General features: G+C 43.9%; 14 protein-coding genes. 4 read left to right on the top strand and 10 right to left on the bottom strand.

What is annotated here, in order from left to right:
• Positions 1 to 124 precede the first annotated feature (124 nt).
• Positions 125 to 4,192 (top strand): hybrid sensor histidine kinase/response regulator transcription factor, encoded by a 4,068-nt coding sequence (locus tag FDP09_RS14840; RefSeq protein ID WP_137403418.1) that lies wholly within the window; start codon positions 125 to 127, stop codon positions 4,190 to 4,192.
• Positions 4,193 to 4,276: 84 nt separating this feature from the next.
• Here FDP09_RS14840 and FDP09_RS14835 read toward each other — a convergent pair whose 3' ends face one another.
• Both FDP09_RS14835 and FDP09_RS14830 read right to left on the bottom strand, forming a co-directional pair.
• Positions 4,277 to 5,119, bottom strand: coding sequence for a glycerophosphodiester phosphodiesterase family protein (locus tag FDP09_RS14835; RefSeq protein WP_137403417.1), 843 nt, complete (start codon positions 5,117 to 5,119; stop codon positions 4,277 to 4,279).
• Between the two features lie 12 nt (positions 5,120 to 5,131).
• Positions 5,132 to 6,472, bottom strand: coding sequence for a purple acid phosphatase family protein (locus FDP09_RS14830; RefSeq protein WP_137403416.1), 1,341 nt, complete (start codon positions 6,470 to 6,472; stop codon positions 5,132 to 5,134).
• A 170-nt stretch (positions 6,473 to 6,642) separates the two neighbouring features.
• Here FDP09_RS14830 and FDP09_RS14825 point away from each other — a divergent pair, with 170 nt between their 5' ends.
• Both FDP09_RS14825 and FDP09_RS14820 read left to right on the top strand, forming a co-directional pair.
• Positions 6,643 to 7,944: a PhoPQ-activated pathogenicity-related family protein gene (locus FDP09_RS14825; protein WP_229683380.1), complete on the top strand. Its 1,302-nt coding sequence runs from the start codon at positions 6,643 to 6,645 to the stop codon at positions 7,942 to 7,944.
• Positions 7,945 to 8,154: 210 nt separating this feature from the next.
• Positions 8,155 to 8,757, top strand: coding sequence for an alpha-ketoglutarate-dependent dioxygenase AlkB family protein (locus FDP09_RS14820; protein WP_137403414.1), 603 nt, complete (start codon positions 8,155 to 8,157; stop codon positions 8,755 to 8,757).
• 325 nt (positions 8,758 to 9,082) lie between these two features.
• Here FDP09_RS14820 and FDP09_RS14815 read toward each other — a convergent pair whose 3' ends face one another.
• From FDP09_RS14815 to FDP09_RS14780, 8 genes are all read right to left on the bottom strand, one after another.
• The gene (locus FDP09_RS14815) at positions 9,083 to 9,700 is read right to left on the bottom strand and encodes an HmuY family protein (RefSeq protein ID WP_137403413.1); all 618 of its coding nucleotides are present in this window, start codon (positions 9,698 to 9,700) and stop codon (positions 9,083 to 9,085) included.
• A gap of 110 nt (positions 9,701 to 9,810) precedes the next feature.
• Positions 9,811 to 12,117 carry a TonB-dependent receptor plug domain-containing protein gene (locus FDP09_RS14810; protein ID WP_137403412.1) on the bottom strand — a complete coding sequence of 769 codons (2,307 nt, stop codon included), beginning with the start codon at positions 12,115 to 12,117 and terminating at the stop codon, positions 9,811 to 9,813.
• Positions 12,118 to 12,222: 105 nt separating this feature from the next.
• Positions 12,223 to 13,272 carry a hemin-degrading factor gene (locus FDP09_RS14805; RefSeq protein ID WP_137403411.1) on the bottom strand — a complete coding sequence of 350 codons (1,050 nt, stop codon included), beginning with the start codon at positions 13,270 to 13,272 and terminating at the stop codon, positions 12,223 to 12,225.
• A gap of 3 nt (positions 13,273 to 13,275) precedes the next feature.
• Complete coding sequence (locus FDP09_RS14800; protein ID WP_137403410.1) at positions 13,276 to 14,088, bottom strand: heme ABC transporter ATP-binding protein; 813 nt, start codon at positions 14,086 to 14,088, stop codon at positions 13,276 to 13,278.
• Positions 14,085 to 15,155, bottom strand: coding sequence for a FecCD family ABC transporter permease (locus tag FDP09_RS14795; RefSeq protein ID WP_137403409.1), 1,071 nt, complete (start codon positions 15,153 to 15,155; stop codon positions 14,085 to 14,087). The genes FDP09_RS14800 and FDP09_RS14795 overlap by 4 nt, the downstream gene beginning before the upstream one ends.
• Before the next feature lie 22 nt (positions 15,156 to 15,177).
• A complete protein-coding gene (locus FDP09_RS14790) occupies positions 15,178 to 16,047 on the bottom strand; it encodes a heme/hemin ABC transporter substrate-binding protein (RefSeq protein ID WP_137403408.1) in 870 nt (289 codons plus the stop codon).
• Between the two features lie 452 nt (positions 16,048 to 16,499).
• The gene (locus tag FDP09_RS14785; RefSeq protein ID WP_137403407.1) at positions 16,500 to 16,715 is read right to left on the bottom strand and encodes a hypothetical protein; all 216 of its coding nucleotides are present in this window, start codon (positions 16,713 to 16,715) and stop codon (positions 16,500 to 16,502) included.
• 62 nt (positions 16,716 to 16,777) lie between these two features.
• The gene (locus FDP09_RS14780; protein ID WP_137403406.1) at positions 16,778 to 17,746 is read right to left on the bottom strand and encodes a helix-turn-helix transcriptional regulator; all 969 of its coding nucleotides are present in this window, start codon (positions 17,744 to 17,746) and stop codon (positions 16,778 to 16,780) included.
• A gap of 788 nt (positions 17,747 to 18,534) precedes the next feature.
• On the opposite strand from FDP09_RS14780, the gene FDP09_RS14775 reads away from it, so the two are divergent.
• The gene (locus FDP09_RS14775; RefSeq protein ID WP_137403405.1) at positions 18,535 to 19,467 is read left to right on the top strand and encodes a hydroxypyruvate isomerase family protein; all 933 of its coding nucleotides are present in this window, start codon (positions 18,535 to 18,537) and stop codon (positions 19,465 to 19,467) included.
• The last annotated feature ends 65 nt before the right edge of the window (positions 19,468 to 19,532 follow it).

Here is a 19,532-nt window from a genome sequence, read left to right as displayed (position 1 = left end):
TTCAGAATATGAGAAGAATAAGAGGGGGCACAAATCAACATTACAAAGGGTATAAATCGACCAACACTGGTTTATTTGTATTTTTATTGGGAAATTAGCTATCAATTAGTGTGATTGTTTAGCGATGAAATTACCCGTAATAACCCTACTGCTTTCTTTTATTCTTGCCAGTCTTGCAGATGGTCAGGAAAAAGATTTTCAAGTCTTTCCGAAGCAAAACCAACTGAACTTTTATCTCTTGGATGTAGAGTCTGGCCTATCTCACAATTATGTCAACAGCATCGAACAGGACTCCCTGGGGTTTATTTGGGTAGCGACCATGGAGGGATTGAGCAGATACGATGGACAGACGTTTACAGTGTATCGAAAAAACAACCGTGTTCAACATACCGGTCCACTAAACAATTATATTCAACACATCTACCTTGACCACAAACAACAGCTTATCCTATCCACGTTTGGAGGGCTCAGTATTTATCGCCCCAAAACAGACGAATTTATCCATAAAACCAAAGTGGACGGTCTGCTAAAAAGTGATGTCACCTATGCCACCGGTAGCCCTTCCGGCAAAATTGCCCTAGCCATTTATAATGGAGGCGTTCAGCTAATGGACGCAAAAGGAAAAATTCAGACCATCCCTTCAATGACCAGCAAAAACTCTCCTAACGCGGACAAAACAACCTCCCTCTCCTTTCAAGGAGATACCGTCCTGTGGGTAGGTACTTTTGACAAGGGATTATCCAAAATCGACCTGTTACACCATACGGTCACTACTGCTGGTCCAGCAATATCCAAAAACATCAATTGCCTCTATGGAGATGACAACGGGAACCTTTGGATAGGTACCGGGGAAGGAATCCAAGTTATTACCACCAAAGGAGACACGCTAAATATGAAAGCCACCACAACACCTAACGTAGGCCTTAGCGATGCCAATGTGTTGTGCTTTGAAAAAGGTCCATACGGTAATGTTTGGGCAGGAACCCGTAATGGAGGATTGACGATAATCCCTGCCTCAAATTTCCTGCGTACCCAACATTTGGACACCAAATGGTATTTGCCCAAAAGCGATGGATCCAGTGTATTTAATAGGACAGTGGCATCCCTCAAATTGGCCCAAGATGGTAAAATGTGGATCGGCACGAGCACCGGTGTCAATGTGGTAAACCCTAAAGGTGATCCGATTTACCTCATCCAACGAAACCTTTCCCTTAAACACACTATTGCTCATGATCGAATAGGTGCCTTCGAAGAAAGCCGTAACGGGAAAATATGGATAGGCACAGATGGTGGAGGCTTGGACCTTTATGAGCCTTCCAGCGGAAGGATTAAGCATTTTGAATACCATTCTGGTGATCCACATAGCCTTAGCAACAATTATATATTGTCACTACTGGAGAATGAAGACCATAATATCTGGGTAGGGACTTACCAAGGCGGATTAAACCTACTGAATCCACGAACGGGTTATTGCAAACATTACCTACAAGGCAGCCAAGAAAACGGAAATGACGTTCGGGTGATCTTTAGGGACTCCCAAAACCAGATATGGGCAGGTACAAACAGGGGTGGGCTTTATCGTTACCATCCACCCCTTGATGATTTTGACTATGTAAAACAATTGGGAAAAATTGATATCAGGGATATCGTCGAAGACCAGCAAGGCAACTTATGGCTCGCAACTTATGGAAATGGGATTATTCGGTATAATTACCTGACTGGTGAACGAGAAAATTATAACGAGTCCACGGTCTTTGGCTTTCCCGGCAATATTATTTTCAACCTGTGTATTTTGGATAATGGTGATATCCTCGCCGGGACCCGGTACGAAGGACTCATCCGGTTTAACCCATCCGAAAAGACCGTAGCCCAATTTAAACAAGAAAATGGCCTAGGAAACAACACCATTAACAGCATAGTCAAGGATAATTCCGGCAAGATATGGCTGGGAACTTCAAATGGCATCAGTTACTTCGACCAGGCGACGAACAAAGTCGGCAACTTAAACGGGTACAACAATATCCAGCGAAGTGAATTTAATATTGGGGCTTCACTAGTCAGCAAATCAGGAAACGTTTACCTTGGCGGAAACAAGGGAATCAATGTATTTGATCCCCAATCCATTAAGCAACATCGTGGCGATTACCCGCTCCTCTTTACAGATTTGAGATTAATGAACAAAAAGGTAAATGCAAAGGATTTCGTAAGTGCTACATCACCTGCTACTAATATCCCGTACTTAGACAAGATCAAACTAAACTACAATCAAAGCTTATTTTCACTGGACTTTGTGGCATTAAAATATCCACAGGCCACAGACATTTCTTATGCCTACAAACTGGAACCTTATCATGACCACTGGATAGAAACCCAACAATCCGGAACTGCCAACCTCAGCAACATTCCTCCCGGCGATTATATACTTAAGATAAGGGCTAGTGACAACAGCGATCACTTCGCCCAAAACCAAATGGCAGTCATCATCACACCACCTTTTTGGCAAACCTGGCCTGCCTACCTAATATATCTTATCGTACTGGCAGCCTTGACCTGGGGTGGTGTCAATTATTATGCTGATCGACTCAAACTGAAAAATTCGCTCTTATTTGAAAAGAAGCAACGTCACCTTGAACATGAACTAAATGAGGAACGGGTTCGGTTTTTTACGGGCTTTTCACACGAGCTCAAAACACCACTGACGCTTATCATGGCTCCTGTAAATGACCTTCTTCTGGAAACCAAAAACGGACATCATATCAAAGGGCTTAAGTTGATCCAAAAAAATGCAAAGTACTTGATGGAAATGATCAACAAGCTCCTGGAATATAGAAAAACTGCGCTTAATGGACATCAGCTAAATAGAGAAAAACACCGGATCGTAAAACCGATTAAACAATGGGTGGACCAATATCACCATCTGGCCAAGCATAAAAACATCAAGTTGCAAGTCAGCTTTCCCAAAAGGGAATTTATAGCTACAGTGGACTTGGAAAAACTCCACATTATCATAAACAACCTACTTTCCAATGCCATAAAATTCTGCAACCCCAAAGACCAAGTCTTCTTTCAGCTTTATGAAGAAGATACCTCTTTTGTCATTACCGTGAAGGATTCCGGCCCGGGCATACCTGCCCATGAGCATGGAAAAATCTTTAATTGGTACTATCAGTCTAGCAATCCTGCAAAACATCAGGGGGCGGGCATTGGATTGGCCATGACCAAAAGGCTCATAACTGATCATCAAGGCAAAATAGCACTCAAAAGTGAGGAAGGAAAGGGAAGTGAATTTACAGTAACAATTCCCAAAAACGAAGCTCCTTCAAACATAAAGAATTATCCATCGACCCACCAACCAAATGATTGGCATCTTAATCTGCCCAAAGCTCCAGTGGAAGCACCAACATCCAATCTCCATCTAAAAACAGCGAAAACACTGGTACTGCTTATCGATGACAATGCCGATATCCTGCATTACCTCAATGGCCTTTTGGAGAGCTGCTACGATCTTATTTATGCCGAGAATGGACAAGAAGGCTTGGAAAAAGCAATAAAATACATTCCCGATATCATCATTTCTGATATAATGATGCCGAAAAAAAATGGAATTGATCTTTGCATGTTGCTAAAAAAACAGCCTGCAACTACCCACATCCCCATCATTTTACTCTCTGCCAAAGATAGTGTAGAAAGCATCACATCAGGATTTGGTGAAGGTGCCGATGCCTATATCACCAAACCATTCAATGGACAAATATTGAAGTCTAGAATTGAAAATTTGTTAACCACTAGATACCAGCTGAGACAGTATTATTTAGGGCAAAAACATCAAGACAAGAGCTTGACAGTTGGTCAACGAAAAGCTGTCACCCAAGAAAAGGCTTTCTTAAAACAACTCGAAGAGCATATTGTGAATCAGCTTGGAGAGCAAGCCACAGAGGTAGAAACGCTATGCAGGTTGATGGGCATGAGCCGAACTTCACTTTTCCGCAAACTCAAAGCCCTCACCGGCCAAAATATCAACCAATACACCAGAACCGTAAAGATCAACCGCGCCGCCTATTTGATCAAAAACGAAAACCTGGGCGTGGCACAAGCCGCTTATGAAGTAGGTTTTAACAGTCCTAAATATTTTAGAAAGCTCTTTAAAGAACAGTTTGGCCACCTTCCGTCAGAGAAGATTAATATTGAATAGCGAGTGCATATCCTACTTTAGTGTTGTATCACGATGTAAAAGAGAATATTTTCGCTATACAGAACTGATTATCCCCCATCAACCTTACATCCCATCCCTCACACTGACCCAAAATTCTGGCAGATCGGTTTGAACCATATTGGCTCCCCTTTCCACCCATTCTATGGAACCTTTTACATCCTGATGCCCCCTTAAGGCATGATCACGATCGCCAAGCGAGTTAATCCAGATCCTAACCCCATGTTTTTTGGCCAACTTCACCGTCCTTCTATCATAAAAACTGGGGTCAATATGGATTGCCACTGGATCAAGCTTCTTCACGGCTTTTTTAATTTCCCCCCTCTTGTAAGTCCTGGGCATCAAATAGGCTCCACTGAGCTTTTTCCGAATCTCTCCCAAGACGCCCCAATCAGCATCAAAAAAAATCAACTGATCGGCTGTACCCGATTCTGCCACTACTTGAAGTACGGCATCGATTTGGTCCGTCTTCATGTCCATATCGACCATTACCTTGTCTTTGCAGGCAAATAGGGCAGCTTTTAGTGTAGGGATGGTTTGATCCGTGGCCTTACCATTATGGAGCAATTTTAAGGAATGAATCGCTTCAAAGTCCAACAACTCAATATTCCCTGATCCCGTCGTGGTCCTGTCGATGGTTTGGTCATGCATGATCACGGGTACGCCGTCCTTCGTCACCCTTATATCAAGCTCGATGATATCCACACCAATCTCAATGGCCTGGTGAATTGCCTCAATACTATTTTCGGGAAAATCCTCATGCGCAGCCCGATGAGCAGCTATCATCAACTCATCGGAATGTAAAAACCGCTCCCGGATATCAGCTACCTGTGCGCAGCATACCGACCCAAAAAACAGGCTGGCCAGTACCAGCGATAGACATAAACGTTGCACTTTTGGCCTTCTCATAAAATTCAGGAATTACTGTTCTCCTACGCGTTCTTCGGTGGAGGGGATTTTATTGATCAATTTATTTTTACCTGCGCCATCTTTCTGTAAGATAAACGCATCATACAACTCGCCAGTAGCCGTAAGTGCCTTGTATTCCAGCTGATCCCCATCGATATTGATCCATTGGAAAAGCTGGGTCATATAGGCCCTTCTGTCCATCCACGGATCATCTCCAATGTCGTACATTTTTGGGCCACTTACCGATACCACGTACATCGGGCCTTCGCCCAAAACTTCCTGGTTGTTCTTTGTGGTCACACGGCCTCGGGCATAAGCATGGTCATGGCCTTGGAGCACCATGTCCACTTCGTATTCCTCAAGTACTGGCTTGATATACTCCAGCATATCTTCATTGATGCGGTTGGGTTTGGTAGAGTAAATTGGATAATGAAACGTAACAATCGTCCACTTTTTGGGATTATTTTCAAGGATTTCCCTTAACCACTTTACTTGGGCCATCTTCTGAGCAGGAATCTCATCTATTTGCTCCCCATCCAGTGAAACCACCTTCAAATCCGGATAATTTATTTCATACGCCATTTCTTCCAAACCTTCCGGTCCATTTTCGGGCAAATTAAACTGCGGTTTCCAGTGTTTGGAGAGCACCACGCCTTTGGCATATTCGTGATTCCCGGGCGTCATCATGACCGGCACGGAAGCGTGGACAAAGCCTCCAGCTTCAAACCATCCTCCCCACTCAAAATCAGCGTCTTCATGATTGATCAGATCCCCTGCATATAGCATAAAATCTACCCGCGGGAATTGGAAACTGGCTTCTCGGATAACCCGGCTCCAGTGGGAAGACACATCATTTTGGGCATCTCCAAAATAAAACAAGCTAACGGGTCCTTTTTTCTTGGGCATTTTAAATTGAAACCATTCACTCCAAGCCTTTTCTGAGCCCACCCGGTACACGTAGGTTTGCCCTGGAACCAAGCCTTTCAAGTCCACTTCATGGTAATGGGCCCTGATCACAGGCTCATCGTCCTGTTGGGTTTCCAAATATGTGGTCTTCGCTGTGACATCCTGAGTTTCCTCCCTGAATTCTGGGCCTGCCGTAGCCACGGCAAATTGGAGGTAAGAGGTGGCTTCGGACGTAGCCGTCCGCCAGTTAATACCTACCTCCTCCAATGGATTGGCCGACAAATTGAGGATTATTCGATCTGGCTTTGCTGAAGGCAACAGATGCGCTTTGTCAGGAAAGCTTATGGTATCTCTATCCAAAATGACCCTACCGAATGCCGCTTGTTGGAATCCACTTAAAACACACAACAATAAAGCACTCAAAACCAGCACTTTTGAGTTAATCATATTTCTGTTTTTCACTTGTCGTTTATAATTTTTTAAGTAATTTTAATCGTCTTTCCCTTTTTTAAATATGTTATACCCATTAAACTCTGGACCGCCCCTTATGGGCTATTGTTAGTTGTTAATTTTATATGAAGATGCATCACTTACGACATGGCTTACTAGTTTTGTTAATGGTTGGAACGTTTGTTTTAGCTTCCTTCGCGCAGGAAAAAAACAAAGCCATTACCAATTTTCTTTCATCTCCATCATCGGAATTTACGGTGGAGTTAGTGGATAAAATCAAATCTCATGACCAAACACAGTACGAACTGCTGCTCACTTCCCAAAAGTGGAAAGGTTATACCTGGAAACACCGTTTGGTGATCTTGGTCCCTGACGAAGTTATGCATGATCAAGCCATGCTATATATCGGTGGAGGACGATTGGAAAATAATCTCCCGAAGCAACGTGACCGTGATGATGCCGTCGTTAAGGGACTTGAAAATTTGTCAATAGATAACAAAGCCATCGTAGCAGCCATCTTCCAAGTGCCCAATCAACCCATTTTTGATGGAAAAGTAGAAGATGAAATCATCTCTTACACCCTTCACCAGTACCAAGAAACGGGAGATGAAACGTGGCCCCTGCTCTTTCCCATGGTAAAATCCGTCCAACGTGCCATGGATGCGGTTACGGCATTTTCGAGAGATGAAACCGGCCATACCCTTACTCATTTTCTATTGACAGGCTTATCCAAAAGGGGATGGACCACATGGCTGACCGCGAGTCAGGATGATCGTGTCAATGCCATCGCACCCATGGTGATCGATGTCCTGAACATGCCCGTCAGCTTACAATATCAAATAGCAATGTGGCAAGATTATAGTCCTGAAATCCAAGACTACGTGGATCTTGGCATCCCCCAGACCGCAAGCACTCCTCAAGGAGCAGCCACCATTTCCATGGTAGATCCTTATGCCTATCGTGACCAATTGGACATGCCCAAGCTCGTATTTATGGGCACTAACGACCCTTATTGGCCTATCGATGCAGCCAAGAATTATTGGGCAGAAATTCCCGGAGATAATGACTTGGTGTACATACCAAATGTGGAGCATGGATTGGGAAATGGGAAAATAGCCCTGCAAAACCTGAATGCATTTTTTGAATACCAATGCCTCCAACAAGCCCTGCCACAGGTAAACATGGATGTAGAAAAATCAGGGAATAAGCATTTGTCTGTCTCCTATCATTTCAATGACCAAAAGCCCGACAAAGTGCTGCTGTGGGAAGCTTCATCTCTAGAAGACATGGATTTCAGGGATGAAAAATGGAAATCAACGACCGTAAAGCAAAACCAGGCAAAGGTGCACCTGCCGAAACATGGGCAGAAAACCATCTACCTTGCTTATCATTTTACCAGTCCGGGTGGAAAACCTTATTACATCTCAAGCCCGATCGTCCGTTGTAATGCCGATGGTGTGGTCAAGTAAAAGTAGGTAGCGTAAAGTCAAGCGTGATTCGTCATTAATACGAGGTCTCGACTCTGCACGACCAGACATACTTAAGTGTCACCTTGGGCGGAGTCGAAAGGTTATTTTATGATTAACTTTACAACTGTATTTTCAGCAATCCCTAAAGTGCGCTACAAAAACAACTTATAACACTTTTGGGGCTTTGTGACCAAACGGCTACATTTAGCCATGGATTTATTTAGTCAAGATCACCTGTCAAACATTTTGCCCTTTGATGGCACGGTGCATTATTATGGAAAAATCTTTAGCACTGAACAATCCTCTTCCTATTTTGAAACGTTATTTCATAACATCCAATGGAAGCATGATGAGGCCCTGCTGTATGGGAAGCATTATGTGACCAAACGCAAAGTGGCTTGGTATGGAGATGAGGCTTTTGAATACCGCTATTCCGGTACTATAAAACAAGCACTCCCCTGGACCAAAGAATTAACAATACTCAAAGCCATTGTGGAGGAGAAATCGGGAGTTTCATTTAATTCTTGCCTGCTAAACCTCTACCATGATGGCGACGAAGGCATGGCCTGGCACAGTGATGGTGAAAAAATGCTCGGCGATGATCCCATCGTCACCTCCCTCTCTTTTGGCGCAGAGCGCAAATTCTCCTTCAAGCACAAAGCCACCAAACAAACCGTCAGTTTGGTACTCGAAAATGGCAGCCTGCTCGTCATGCGGGAGGGTTCCCAAAAATACTGGCTACACCGTCTCCCTCCCACCAAGAAAGTCACCCGACCAAGGATCAGTCTCACTTTCCGTCGGATTTTTCGGTAGGTTGGGAAATTTGATTTTGGGAAAATTGTAAAATTGGAAGATTGAAAGATTCCGCTGTTCCGGATTTATAATCCTTGACAACTGATACTGGGGTTTTGTAATCCCCCATAAAAAAAAGTGGAGACCTCAACAATACCCCCTAGCCCCCTAAATGGGGGAACAAATTGTGTGTGTTTACTAACTATAGATCCGGTACGATCCAGTATTATCTATTCGATCTTAATCAATAGCTGTACCCCTGGCTTGGTTTGGGTTACTCCATAAAAAAAAGTGGAGCCAATAGCTCCACCTTTTCTGCGAAAACATATGTCAAATCAAGTTACCTTTAGAAAGTCTTTGTTCCGTTTGGCTGGAGTAGGTATCTGAATGTATAGTGGTACATATCCCTGAGTTCATATTCTTCTGCGGATGGGTTTCCTTTGAAGAAACTTAAAATTTCCATTTTCACAGAGTTCCCTGAGTTTGTCTGAAAAACAAGCACAATTGCTGCTTTTGGAGTCACAAAATGGGTACTCCTATCGTAATTCCACCAACCATTTTGCATGTCATTAGGAATAGCATTCATTTCTTCCGTATCTACTGATAATTCCATATCGTCAGGTAAACCTTCAAGTTCCTCGAATACAGTTCCCGACAATAACGCTCCCTGTACGTTTCCGTCACCATTAACACCACCATTTACGATTATCTCTGTTGATTTGAAAGCGATGGCCCAATCTTCATCCTCAGAATCTACCACCATATTTTTTTCAAAACTATAATACACATAATCATATTCTTGACCATCGTCAGACCCTGGATTACTATTGGGGGCATACAAATCCTCGACCAAAACCGCCTCCAATTCTTCTACCACTTCAGGATCGGTGTCATCATCATTGGTACAGGAGACCAAAAAAGGCAATGCCAGCAGCGCCAGCGCGATAAAGTTTACTTTTTTCATGTTTATAAATTGTTTAAATGTTACAAGTTTTGAAGGTTTTAATGTTGGAAGTCCTCAAAGTTGTAGGCTACCTTGATCATTCTCAATTCCTAATTCTTAATTTTACATTCCTAATTCCCAAACAACTGGTCCAGCGAGACATTGGCACGGACAAAGAAAGTCCGGCCAGGATTGGTGCTATCATATTCATTGATAGCGTCTGCGATATTCCTTACGCCCGTCTCCAGCATCACTCCATTGTCAAACTGCTTGTTCAGGGTCAAGTGAACTTGCATGATCCCCTCGGCATATTCTGAAGGATCATCCAAGATCTGGTTGCCGTTGATATCGCCAAAACCGTATTTTCCACGGTAGATTCCGCGCAGGGCCACATTTACCCCAGTATGCCTTTCCCAATAATTGACTTTCACATTTCCACTGTGCCTGCTGCGATTGAACAATCCACCGTAATCTGAGCGTTCTACCCTTCTGGTACGGTTTTGACTGTCCCTTTTGAAGTACTCCCCACGTTCGATCCCTTCGATCACTTCTTCATCACGACTGTCCAGGTTCACGTATCCGAGGGAAAACCTCCAATGCTGGCCCAACCTGTAATTGACTTCCACCTCTGCTCCTTGGGTAATCACCTCATTGAGGTTTATATAACTATAGACATTTCTACCGTTCGTCAAGCGCGCTACAGCGGCCGTTTCGATCAAATTGGAAATCTGGTTTCGGAAGAAATTGGTGCTTAACAGCAGATCATCAGTGGCTTTCCACCGAAACCCCGTATTGACCGCCCAGCTGTTTTCTGGATCCAGGTTACCAAAAGTACTTGTATCCATCAGCAACTGCTGCAATTGCCCTTGGGCTTCCAATTGTCGGACACCTTCTTCCACAAGCATGGAACCATACACGTAATAGCCCACCACGGCATTATTGAAGTTCAGGAGCAGCTGACGGAAATCAGGCGACTTGAAGCCTGCGCCAATGGAGCCTTGCCAGCTAAAGCGGTCGGAAAACTTGTGCATGGCAGAAATTTTCGGACTTATCCTCCCTCCATATTCACTGTGCAGGTCTCCCCTTGCTCCTGTCACCACATTCCATTTTTCTGATGGTGTCCATTGGTGCTGCAAATACAGGTACCCGGAATTGAACTTATTATTTTCGTCATATCGCGTGGCTTCCACCGTTTCCAACTGGTGGCCTACACCCACTGTAAGCAACTGCTCTTTATCCAATCGGTAGTCGGTCTGCACCTCTGTCCGGTGATAGCGTTGGCTAAAGTCCTCTTCATCCACGACTTCCCCTGTCTCGGTAAAGACCGTGCTGGAATGGGTGTCATACAGCGTGGTCATGTTCCGAAGGGTAAACGTCCAATCAGTGTTAGGCTTAAAACTAATGGATGGGTTGATGTTGATATCCCTACTGTCTCCCGCCATATCAGCAGCCAATGTTTCCTCTCCAGAACTCACACCGACTACATCCTTGTACTCATCTTGGTAAAATCTACCATTTATCTTGACCTTCCATTTATCACCTATCGCCTTTCCCAACTTTACTTGAGCTGTCTCCGCTTCATGGGGAGCCTTGGTGTTGCCAAGGGACTCGGTATTCAGGTCATACCCATCGGTACTATAGTGATCATAGTACCCGTAGATATTCCAGCCTTTGGTATTCAATCCTACTTCGGCGCCCAAATCAAACGAATTGAACGATCCGTATTGGGCAATAAGATTGGCACTTACCCCATCCGTTTGTACTTTGGTAATGATATTGATCACCCCCGCCATCGCTTCACTGCCGTATATTGCGCTGGAAGGGCCACGGAGAATTTCTATTCGGTCGATGTTACTGACGCTTATCCTGTCCAGGTCAAAGGTCCCTGCCGTTCTTCCGATCAAGGGCTCTCCATCTAACAAAATCAAGATATACTCCGAATCAAGCCCTTGCATCTGAAGCCCTGTCCCATGGTCTGCCACCAACTGGAGTCCCGTTTGTTCGGCCAATACATCCGACAACCGAAAGGCACCTGTTTCGCATATTTTTTCCTCTGTCAGCACCGTCACCGGCATGGGTAAATCTTCCACGCTACGGTCAGTCCTCGTGGCGGAAAGTACATATTCATCCAACTCCCCCAAAGACTCACGAAGGATGATGCGCGGATTGCTCATCAGCTCTCCCACCGTCATTTTCTGCTTTTCGAAGCCTATCGCATAAACCTCCAATTCCACGGATGCCCCATAGGCTGCAAGGTCAATCTCCACCTGTCCCCTGCTATCTACAGCCAGTATCTTTCCATTGTCCAGCTTGACTATACCATGGACTATTGGACTGCCTTTGGTGTCTTGGATCTGGATTTCCACCGGTTCTTTGGCCGCCAGCGAACCCCAGCTGATCAAGCATAACAGTAGTATATGTAGTATCTTTTTATTCATAATTAAGTTTCCAAAATCTTAAGGTTTTTGAGCCCCGGGCCGTCTGCCCGGGGTTATCAAAACAACTCAAAAAGTAAAGAGACAATCACAAAAAATGCTTACAAACTAAATTCTTTCTAGAGAATCCACGAGTTTCTTCCACGCGACATTTTGTGGGATTCCCGGCTTCCGGAGGCCAAAATATTGTGCTACCAATTCGCCTGATGGGTCAAATAGCTCGATGGAAGAGACTAAGCCATCATCGGTATTCTTATGCACCACCCAAGCTTCATCAATCGTATCTTCGTTTAAGTGCATTACAAAATCAGGATCCATGACATTAAACCAATTATCGATTTGGCGGAGGTTTTTTACTTTTCCTTGGTGAATCTGGATATTACCTCGGTTACCGGCAAAAACCATAATGGGCAGTTCTTGTTCAACGGCTTTTTGCAATAGCTCCCTTATCACCAATCTATCTACACGATAAGCCCATTTATCGCCAATCTTCCGCAGCGCTTCCTGACGATGGAGCTTGTACCGCTTGAGCATTCCGAAGAAGGCATGTGTATCGTTCATTTCTTCCCATTCCTTCCTGAAGCCAGCTTCATCTATATCGGTATTATATTCAGGAGCTGGGATCACGGCAATGTCAAGACCGGCCATCTGATCGATCGCTTTATATTCATTTTTGAGTTGCTCAAAAACGTCCTCATTGCTTTCTTTTTGGAGGTAGATTTTCATGATTGCATCTCCTGACTGGTCAAAAAACTGGAAGCTCTTCATCATACCTCTGGCCCCTTGGATCTCAGCGGCAAAGCCAAACTTCCAATTGCTAAAGAAAATACGCTGCTCAATCGGGCCAATCACCGTGGCCACTTGATTTGGAGCAGAGCCATGAATACTTATTTTCTGAAAAGTTCCTTTGTGCTCAAGTACGCATCCTTCTGATCTCGTGAGTGCCATCACCCGTCCCAAATCGCGACAGTGAAGAATAAAGTCGGCCCAATTTCCCTCCAGCCTCACGACACCCTCGCCGATCGAAGTGGCCAATAATTCTGCTTCAGAGACACCTAGAAGTTTGGCTGCCTCACGAATCCTTGTTTTAGGCTGTTCTTCTTTGAGAGATTTATATTGTTCCTTTAGGTTTGGTAGAGTATTGATGATCGTAGTCATTGTTTATGCTGTTTGGATTGATGCTAATGTTGCGTATTCAGTACGTTCTGAGGTAATGATGATCTGTCCATCGTCCAAGGGATGAGTCATCACGGTAATCGGATGGCCATATACCATCGACAAGTTTTCGGCCGTCATAATGGTCCTGACAGCACCAAAAGCTTTTACCGAACCGTTTTTCATCAGCATGACCTTATCGGAATATTGTACTGCCAGGTTTAAATCATGTAAAATGGCGAAAACACCTATATTTTTCTTTCTTAAATGCCTTACCAGTCGTAACACTTGGTGCTGCTGGGCAATGTCCATGCTGGAGGTAGGCTCATCCAGAAATAGATACCTCGCATAAGGCTTATCTTCCCAAATCTGCAACAATACCCTGCCTAGCTGTACCCGTTGTTTTTCTCCTCCAGATAGGCCATCTATCATCCGCTCCCTCAAGTGCGCGATCCCTGTAAGCTCCATCACTTCTTCCATTAATGTCCCGGAAGGTGCATGGGGATCATGGGACAACATTCCCAATGCCACGATTTCTTCTACCGAATAAGGAAAATTAACAGTAGAGTGCTGTGGCATCACGGCCCTGTATTTTGCCAATTGCTGCGGTTTGATGGATGTCAGCGGTACCTCGTTAATGGAAACCATACCTTTTTCACAGCTTTTTTCGCCACTCAGTATTTTTAGCAAAGTGGACTTTCCTGCTCCATTCGGCCCCAAAACGCTCACCACTTCCCCCGGTAAAAGATCAATGCTTACCTGGTCCAAGATTGGTTTTTTCCTGATACAGAAATGGATATTTGTGGCGCGGATTCTCATAGGATTCGTTGACGTTTAAAATTCATGAGTATCGATATAAAGAACGGGGCTCCAATCAGTGCAGTGATAATTCCTATGGACAGCTCAGCTGGTGCGACGACCCAACGGGAAATAATATCCGCAACCAACATCAATATGGCGCCAAGGAGAAAGGCCACGGGCAAAAGCGTGCGATGATCCGAACCTATCACCATTCTTACCAAATGTGGCACTACCAATCCCACAAAACCAATGGCTCCAGTCACTGAAACTCCGGCACCTACTGCCAATGCACTAAAAAAGAGCACTAAGTATTTTACTTTTTGCACATGGATTCCCATATGAAAGGCTTCTGATTCACCCACTGCCAATGCATTCAGGGATCGGGGAAAAGACATCATAACGATGGTAGCAATGATGATAAAGCTCCCTACGATATACAGCTTGTCCCAGCTGGCACCTCCCAAACTACCAAGGCTCCAGAAGGTAAAATTCCGTATGGCATTATCATCTCCATAATAGATCACTAACCCGATCAGTGCCGCGGATAGCGCATTGATCGCTACCCCGGCAAGGATCAGGATGGAGATATCGGTTTTGCCGGCTTTGCTGGCAAGCCTGTAAGCCAAAAAGGTATTTAACAGGCCACCAAAAAACGCCGCCAAAGGCAATGCAAATGCACCAAAAAGTGATCGTAATTGCCAACCGATGGAACTAGAAAACACAATAACAATAACGGCAAATAAGGCACTCCCGGAGCTGACGCCGATAATGGCGGGCTCTACCAATGGATTTCTGAACAAACCCTGAAGACATGCCCCAGCCACGGCCAAGCTCCCTCCCACCATCACGCCCAGTAATACGCGCGGAAATCTAATGGCCCATAAAACGGCCGTTTTTTCTACAGCGACATCCTGCACCGGCAGGCCGATTTTGGCTGCAAAGATGCGTAATACTTCTGGGACCGATATCGCATAGGCACCGGTCACCAAGGAAAGCAGCACACATACCACCAATAATGTCCCCGTACTGGATATTATCATTGGACGATGAGCACTTGCCGTTTTATAGCTGATCGATAATTGCATGATGATTGGTTCTTCTCAGTGCTCAGGGATGGGTCTTTTGGAATAGGTCGATGGCGGCCTGTCCCATACGGGGACCGAAACTAGACAGGTAATGGCCATCCATCGCAATGAGCTGATCCTTTTTCCACGCAGTAGTCGCCGTAATCCCTTGGATCGACCGGAGACCTTCCTTGCCTCCTGATGCTTGAAATCCGGATTCGAATAAAAGGATATAGTCAGGATTAAGCGCTGGCAAGGCCTCGGGTGTAAGGGGTTTTAACCCCTCGAATTCTACAGCCACTGGCTGTGCGCCCGACAAGGCTATCATCGCCTCTGCAAAAGTGTCCTTTCCTGCCAAAAAGACCATTTCTGGCCCTCTGGACATGATAAAGGCTACTTTTGGTTGTTCTTTATTCTGCTCCTTAAATACACTCAGGGCTTCCAAATCTTTATTGAGCTGTTCGATTAGCACATCCGCCTTTTCTTTTTCTTCGAAAATCTCTCCTATTTTGGTTATAAGTGCCACAGCGGTTTCTTCTGATTGAGGCTTTTCGAGTACAAATACCTTCTTACCGCTATTTTTGAGCTGTGTCAACACGTCGTTGTTGAGGTAATTTTCTTCCACTAATATCCAATCTGGTTTCAAGGATAGAATACCCTCTGCCTGGATTTGATTTCTATAACCAATGGATGGCAATTCCTGCATTTTCGCAGGATATGTACTGGTCCGGTCTGTTGCCACTATGGCATCCCCATGGCCTAACGCATGTACTATTTCGGTAATGGTTCCTCCCGCTGTGATGATAGCAGGAGTAGTTTCTGCTTGGGACTTCTCTTCTTGCTCTTGGTTGTGCTTAGTGCCACATGACACTACCAAAATGATGGCGAAAAGGAGGATTATATTCTTTTTCATTATTTAGATTAATTATAGATAACATTACAAAAGTATAGCTATTTAGACTTAATCCAAATAAATAGTGATTGATTATATTTATGAAATTTCAAAAGCCATACACACCCTATTGTTTTAAAATAGTGATAGATATATCCTATCAATCAATTTGGATACACCATTGACAAACAAGGAAATAGAAGCAATTCAGTAGGTTTTCGGTTAAAGACCAGAGGCGCAGATCAGATGGGTGAAGATTATGGATCAAAACAACATGGCTTGGAAGAGATAGATTTCCATATGCATTGGAACAGTGATAGGCCACTAAGGTACAAAGCAATTACATATTCCTTAGCGTGCAGGTTAGCTATGCACTGGGTGCTTTTGGAACGTTGTCGCATTTTTATTGATCCTAGCTTTTACCCTTGATTAAACTGCCAGACCCAGACTTATACGCTTGCTACTTTTTTATATCAATCCTCCAATTCTTCGCAAAAATAACCTTTTGATAATAGAACAAGAGCTATTTCATTAACATCATGATGATCCGTCACGACGCGCAAAATATTGTCACAATCTTCAAGATCTACATTCCAGGAACCGTTATTCCCCAAAAGGTGGTCCAATGAAGGCGCTATTTTGTCCACTTCAGACTCGTCCTCAATTGAGGTTTTAAAAACCAAAATCATACGTTGAATTTTTAGGATCAAAATGAATAGTCAGTCAAATTAAGGCATCCATAGTGACAACCCTATGTCAGCAGTGCGGAGTTTTTTTTAAGCCTCTCCCACTTTTGTTGGAGTTTATCGTTGACTTTTACCTTAAGGTGGTCTGGTGAAATGATATCTGCATACTCAGCAAACATAAAAAACCACCGGATAAAATCATCTTCATAGGGAAGCATAAAGATCATTTCAGTTTTATTGCCCTTATCTACCTGGTACACTAGTCCATAGTCATATTTATCTCCGCTTAGATATGGAACAACACCATTATCCACATGCACCACAATTTTGGTCAACTCCTTTTTGCTTTCCAATTCCTTAAGGTACACGTGTAAGGTGGGATGCTTGTCCTCAAAATGTTCATCACATTCCTTCAATCCAAGAACCCGATCGATGCGAAAAGTCCTATAGGCCGCGCGGAGCCTGCAAAAAGCTATCATATACCAATGGTCAAAGAAATAATAAATGCCTACTGGCTCGATGTCCCTTGTAGAGGCTTCTTCGCTTCCGGGCGCGCGGTATTCCATACGCAACACGTTCTTATTTACTACACCCGAGAGGATAGTCGGAATCGTTTTTGGACGATGATGATCCAACAGGCTGTTGGGCCGTTTTCGAATAGCGATATGGGACGCTGCCAATTCATAAATATCCTTTTGTGCACTTTTTAGAACCGACCTTATCTTGTACATGGCCTCTTTAAAATGCACTGCACTTTCCTTATCGGTGAGTTTTTCCACCATCTTTTCTGCCATTACAAAGGACATGGCCTCCTCTTGGGTAAACATCACCGGGGGCAATCGGTAACCTTCCAGAAGGGAATAGCCCGTTCCTGCCTCTCCAATGATCGGAACACCTGCTTCTTCAAGCGCTCGTACATCCCGATACACTGTCCGAAGGCTTATTTCAAACCGATCAGCCAGTTGCTGTGCCTTAACCAGCCTTTTGGACTGTAGATGTGTCAATATAGCGGTCAAACGGTCAATTCTGTTCATCGCTTCTTTTATGATTAGTTGGGTATTAAATTTACCACTTTTTCTCACTCAACACAGGCATCCCAATTGGTGAATTGATCAACAGGACACCAATTGTCCCAAATAATCCTCCCAAAAACCATCCTATCTTATATATTCCATATTAGTTTTTAATTGATTTCCTGAGGCTGTGGTACAATGGAGGCCAATTGATCAACGAAATGGCTGCTTTAGAAACACCTGATCCTATTCCACCCATTATCATAATATTTTGAAAGTCATCAACGATTACGGCTCGGTAGGTGCACGATATATACCTTTATATAAAAAGAAGGCTCTATATGGATTATAGTGGGTAAAGATATTATTCCGGTTAAATTAATGTTGATTCATGTTCCTTTTCAGTGGGCAATTTTCTATTCTGCCTTGAGGTATTTGACGTTAAGAAATCAAAGAAGTGGGCTGGAAAAAGCGCAGGCTTGTTTGACGTGAATCAGTACAAAAAATTGGTATGCTGCACAAATAGAGGAGTTTGCCTGCGTGAGTGCTGGCTTTGATTTTAGTCATATAGCTCACCGCAGCGGGTTTTTTTGGTTACGTTTTTCACCTGAAGGAAAAAAGTAACAAGGCAACAAGATGAAAGGCAAGCTAGAATTTGACATGCAAAGTAATAGTTACCCATAGTAAATCATATAGAACCAAAAAGAAACAAGCATCTCCGGCACCATTAATAAAAAATTATTTGTCAACACCTGCATCATACCTTATATTAGATTGCTTTAAAAAAACCTAAAATACAATAACCAAAGATGAAAAACCACCGAAACCCTAGAAGAACTTTTTTGAAAAATGCAGCACTGGGCAGTGCTTTGGCCACCTTTACCAGTGGCGTTTCTCTCGCCAATACCCGTACGGAAAAACCTATTCGACAACATTTCAATTTAAATTATGCCCCTCATTTTGGCATGTTTAAAAACCATGCGGGCAATGACCTGGTGGATCAAATTAACTTTATGGCTGAGCAGGGCTTTCCGGCCTTGGAAGACAATGGCCTGATGAAGCGCTCACCGGAAGACCAAAAGCGCATCGGAGCAGCCCTTGAGAAACACGGCATGACCATGGGAGTTTTTGTGATCGATCCTGGGTTCAACTGGGAAGTGGCCCTCACTACGGGAAAAGAAACGTATAAGGAGGCGTTTGTGAAAGAATGTGAGAAAGCCGTAGAAGTCGCCAAAATCGTCAATGCCAAATGGATGACCGTAGTGCCCGGCTATTTTGAAAGAAACCTGCCAATGGATCAGCAGACCGCAAATATTATCGACGCATATAGAATGGGAGCCGAAGTATTTGAGCCACATGGTTTGACCATGGTAATGGAGCCACTTAGCGATAATCCGCATCTCTACCTCAGGCATTCCAACCAAGCGTATATGATCTGTAAGGCCGTGGACAGCCCTGCTGTCAAAATTCTCTATGACATTTACCACATGCAGCGAAATGAAGGCAATCTAATCCCGAACATGGAGCTTTGCTGGGAGGAAATTGCCTATATACAAATCGGTGATAATCCCGGAAGAAAAGAGCCCGGAACTGGAGAAATCAATTACCAAAACGTCTTTAAATGGATTGACCATAAAGGATTCAAGGGAATTTGTGGGATGGAACATGGGAATGCCTCACCAGGAAAAGAAGGAGAACAAGCCCTGATTGATGCCTACCATAAAGCTGATGCATTTAAATAAATCCTTATCTTCACTTGGATGGATTAAATCAGGTTCAAACTATTAAACCCACACTCAATGCCGTT

The sequence above is a fragment of the Echinicola rosea genome (assembly GCF_005281475.1).
Taxonomy (GTDB): domain Bacteria; phylum Bacteroidota; class Bacteroidia; order Cytophagales; family Cyclobacteriaceae; genus Echinicola; species Echinicola rosea.
This window is presented reverse-complemented; position numbering and strand designations above follow the sequence as displayed.

Excerpts from the sequence above, each read along its gene's own strand:
- FDP09_RS14840 (WP_137403418.1), top strand. The coding sequence starts at position 125 with ATGAAATTACCCGTAATAACCCTACTGCTTTCTTTTATTCTTGCCAGT.
- FDP09_RS14835 (WP_137403417.1), bottom strand. The coding sequence starts at position 5,119 with ATGAGAAGGCCAAAAGTGCAACGTTTATGTCTATCGCTGGTACTGGCC.
- FDP09_RS14830 (WP_137403416.1), bottom strand. The coding sequence starts at position 6,472 with ATGATTAACTCAAAAGTGCTGGTTTTGAGTGCTTTATTGTTGTGTGTT.
- FDP09_RS14825 (WP_229683380.1), top strand. The coding sequence starts at position 6,643 with ATGGTTGGAACGTTTGTTTTAGCTTCCTTCGCGCAGGAAAAAAACAAA.
- FDP09_RS14820 (WP_137403414.1), top strand. The coding sequence starts at position 8,155 with ATGGATTTATTTAGTCAAGATCACCTGTCAAACATTTTGCCCTTTGAT.
- FDP09_RS14815 (WP_137403413.1), bottom strand. The coding sequence starts at position 9,700 with ATGAAAAAAGTAAACTTTATCGCGCTGGCGCTGCTGGCATTGCCTTTT.
- FDP09_RS14810 (WP_137403412.1), bottom strand. The coding sequence starts at position 12,117 with ATGAATAAAAAGATACTACATATACTACTGTTATGCTTGATCAGCTGG.
- FDP09_RS14805 (WP_137403411.1), bottom strand. The coding sequence starts at position 13,272 with ATGACTACGATCATCAATACTCTACCAAACCTAAAGGAACAATATAAA.
- FDP09_RS14800 (WP_137403410.1), bottom strand. The coding sequence starts at position 14,088 with ATGAGAATCCGCGCCACAAATATCCATTTCTGTATCAGGAAAAAACCA.
- FDP09_RS14795 (WP_137403409.1), bottom strand. The coding sequence starts at position 15,155 with ATGCAATTATCGATCAGCTATAAAACGGCAAGTGCTCATCGTCCAATG.
- FDP09_RS14790 (WP_137403408.1), bottom strand. The coding sequence starts at position 16,047 with ATGAAAAAGAATATAATCCTCCTTTTCGCCATCATTTTGGTAGTGTCA.
- FDP09_RS14785 (WP_137403407.1), bottom strand. The coding sequence starts at position 16,715 with ATGATTTTGGTTTTTAAAACCTCAATTGAGGACGAGTCTGAAGTGGAC.
- FDP09_RS14780 (WP_137403406.1), bottom strand. The coding sequence starts at position 17,746 with ATGAACAGAATTGACCGTTTGACCGCTATATTGACACATCTACAGTCC.
- FDP09_RS14775 (WP_137403405.1), top strand. The coding sequence starts at position 18,535 with ATGAAAAACCACCGAAACCCTAGAAGAACTTTTTTGAAAAATGCAGCA.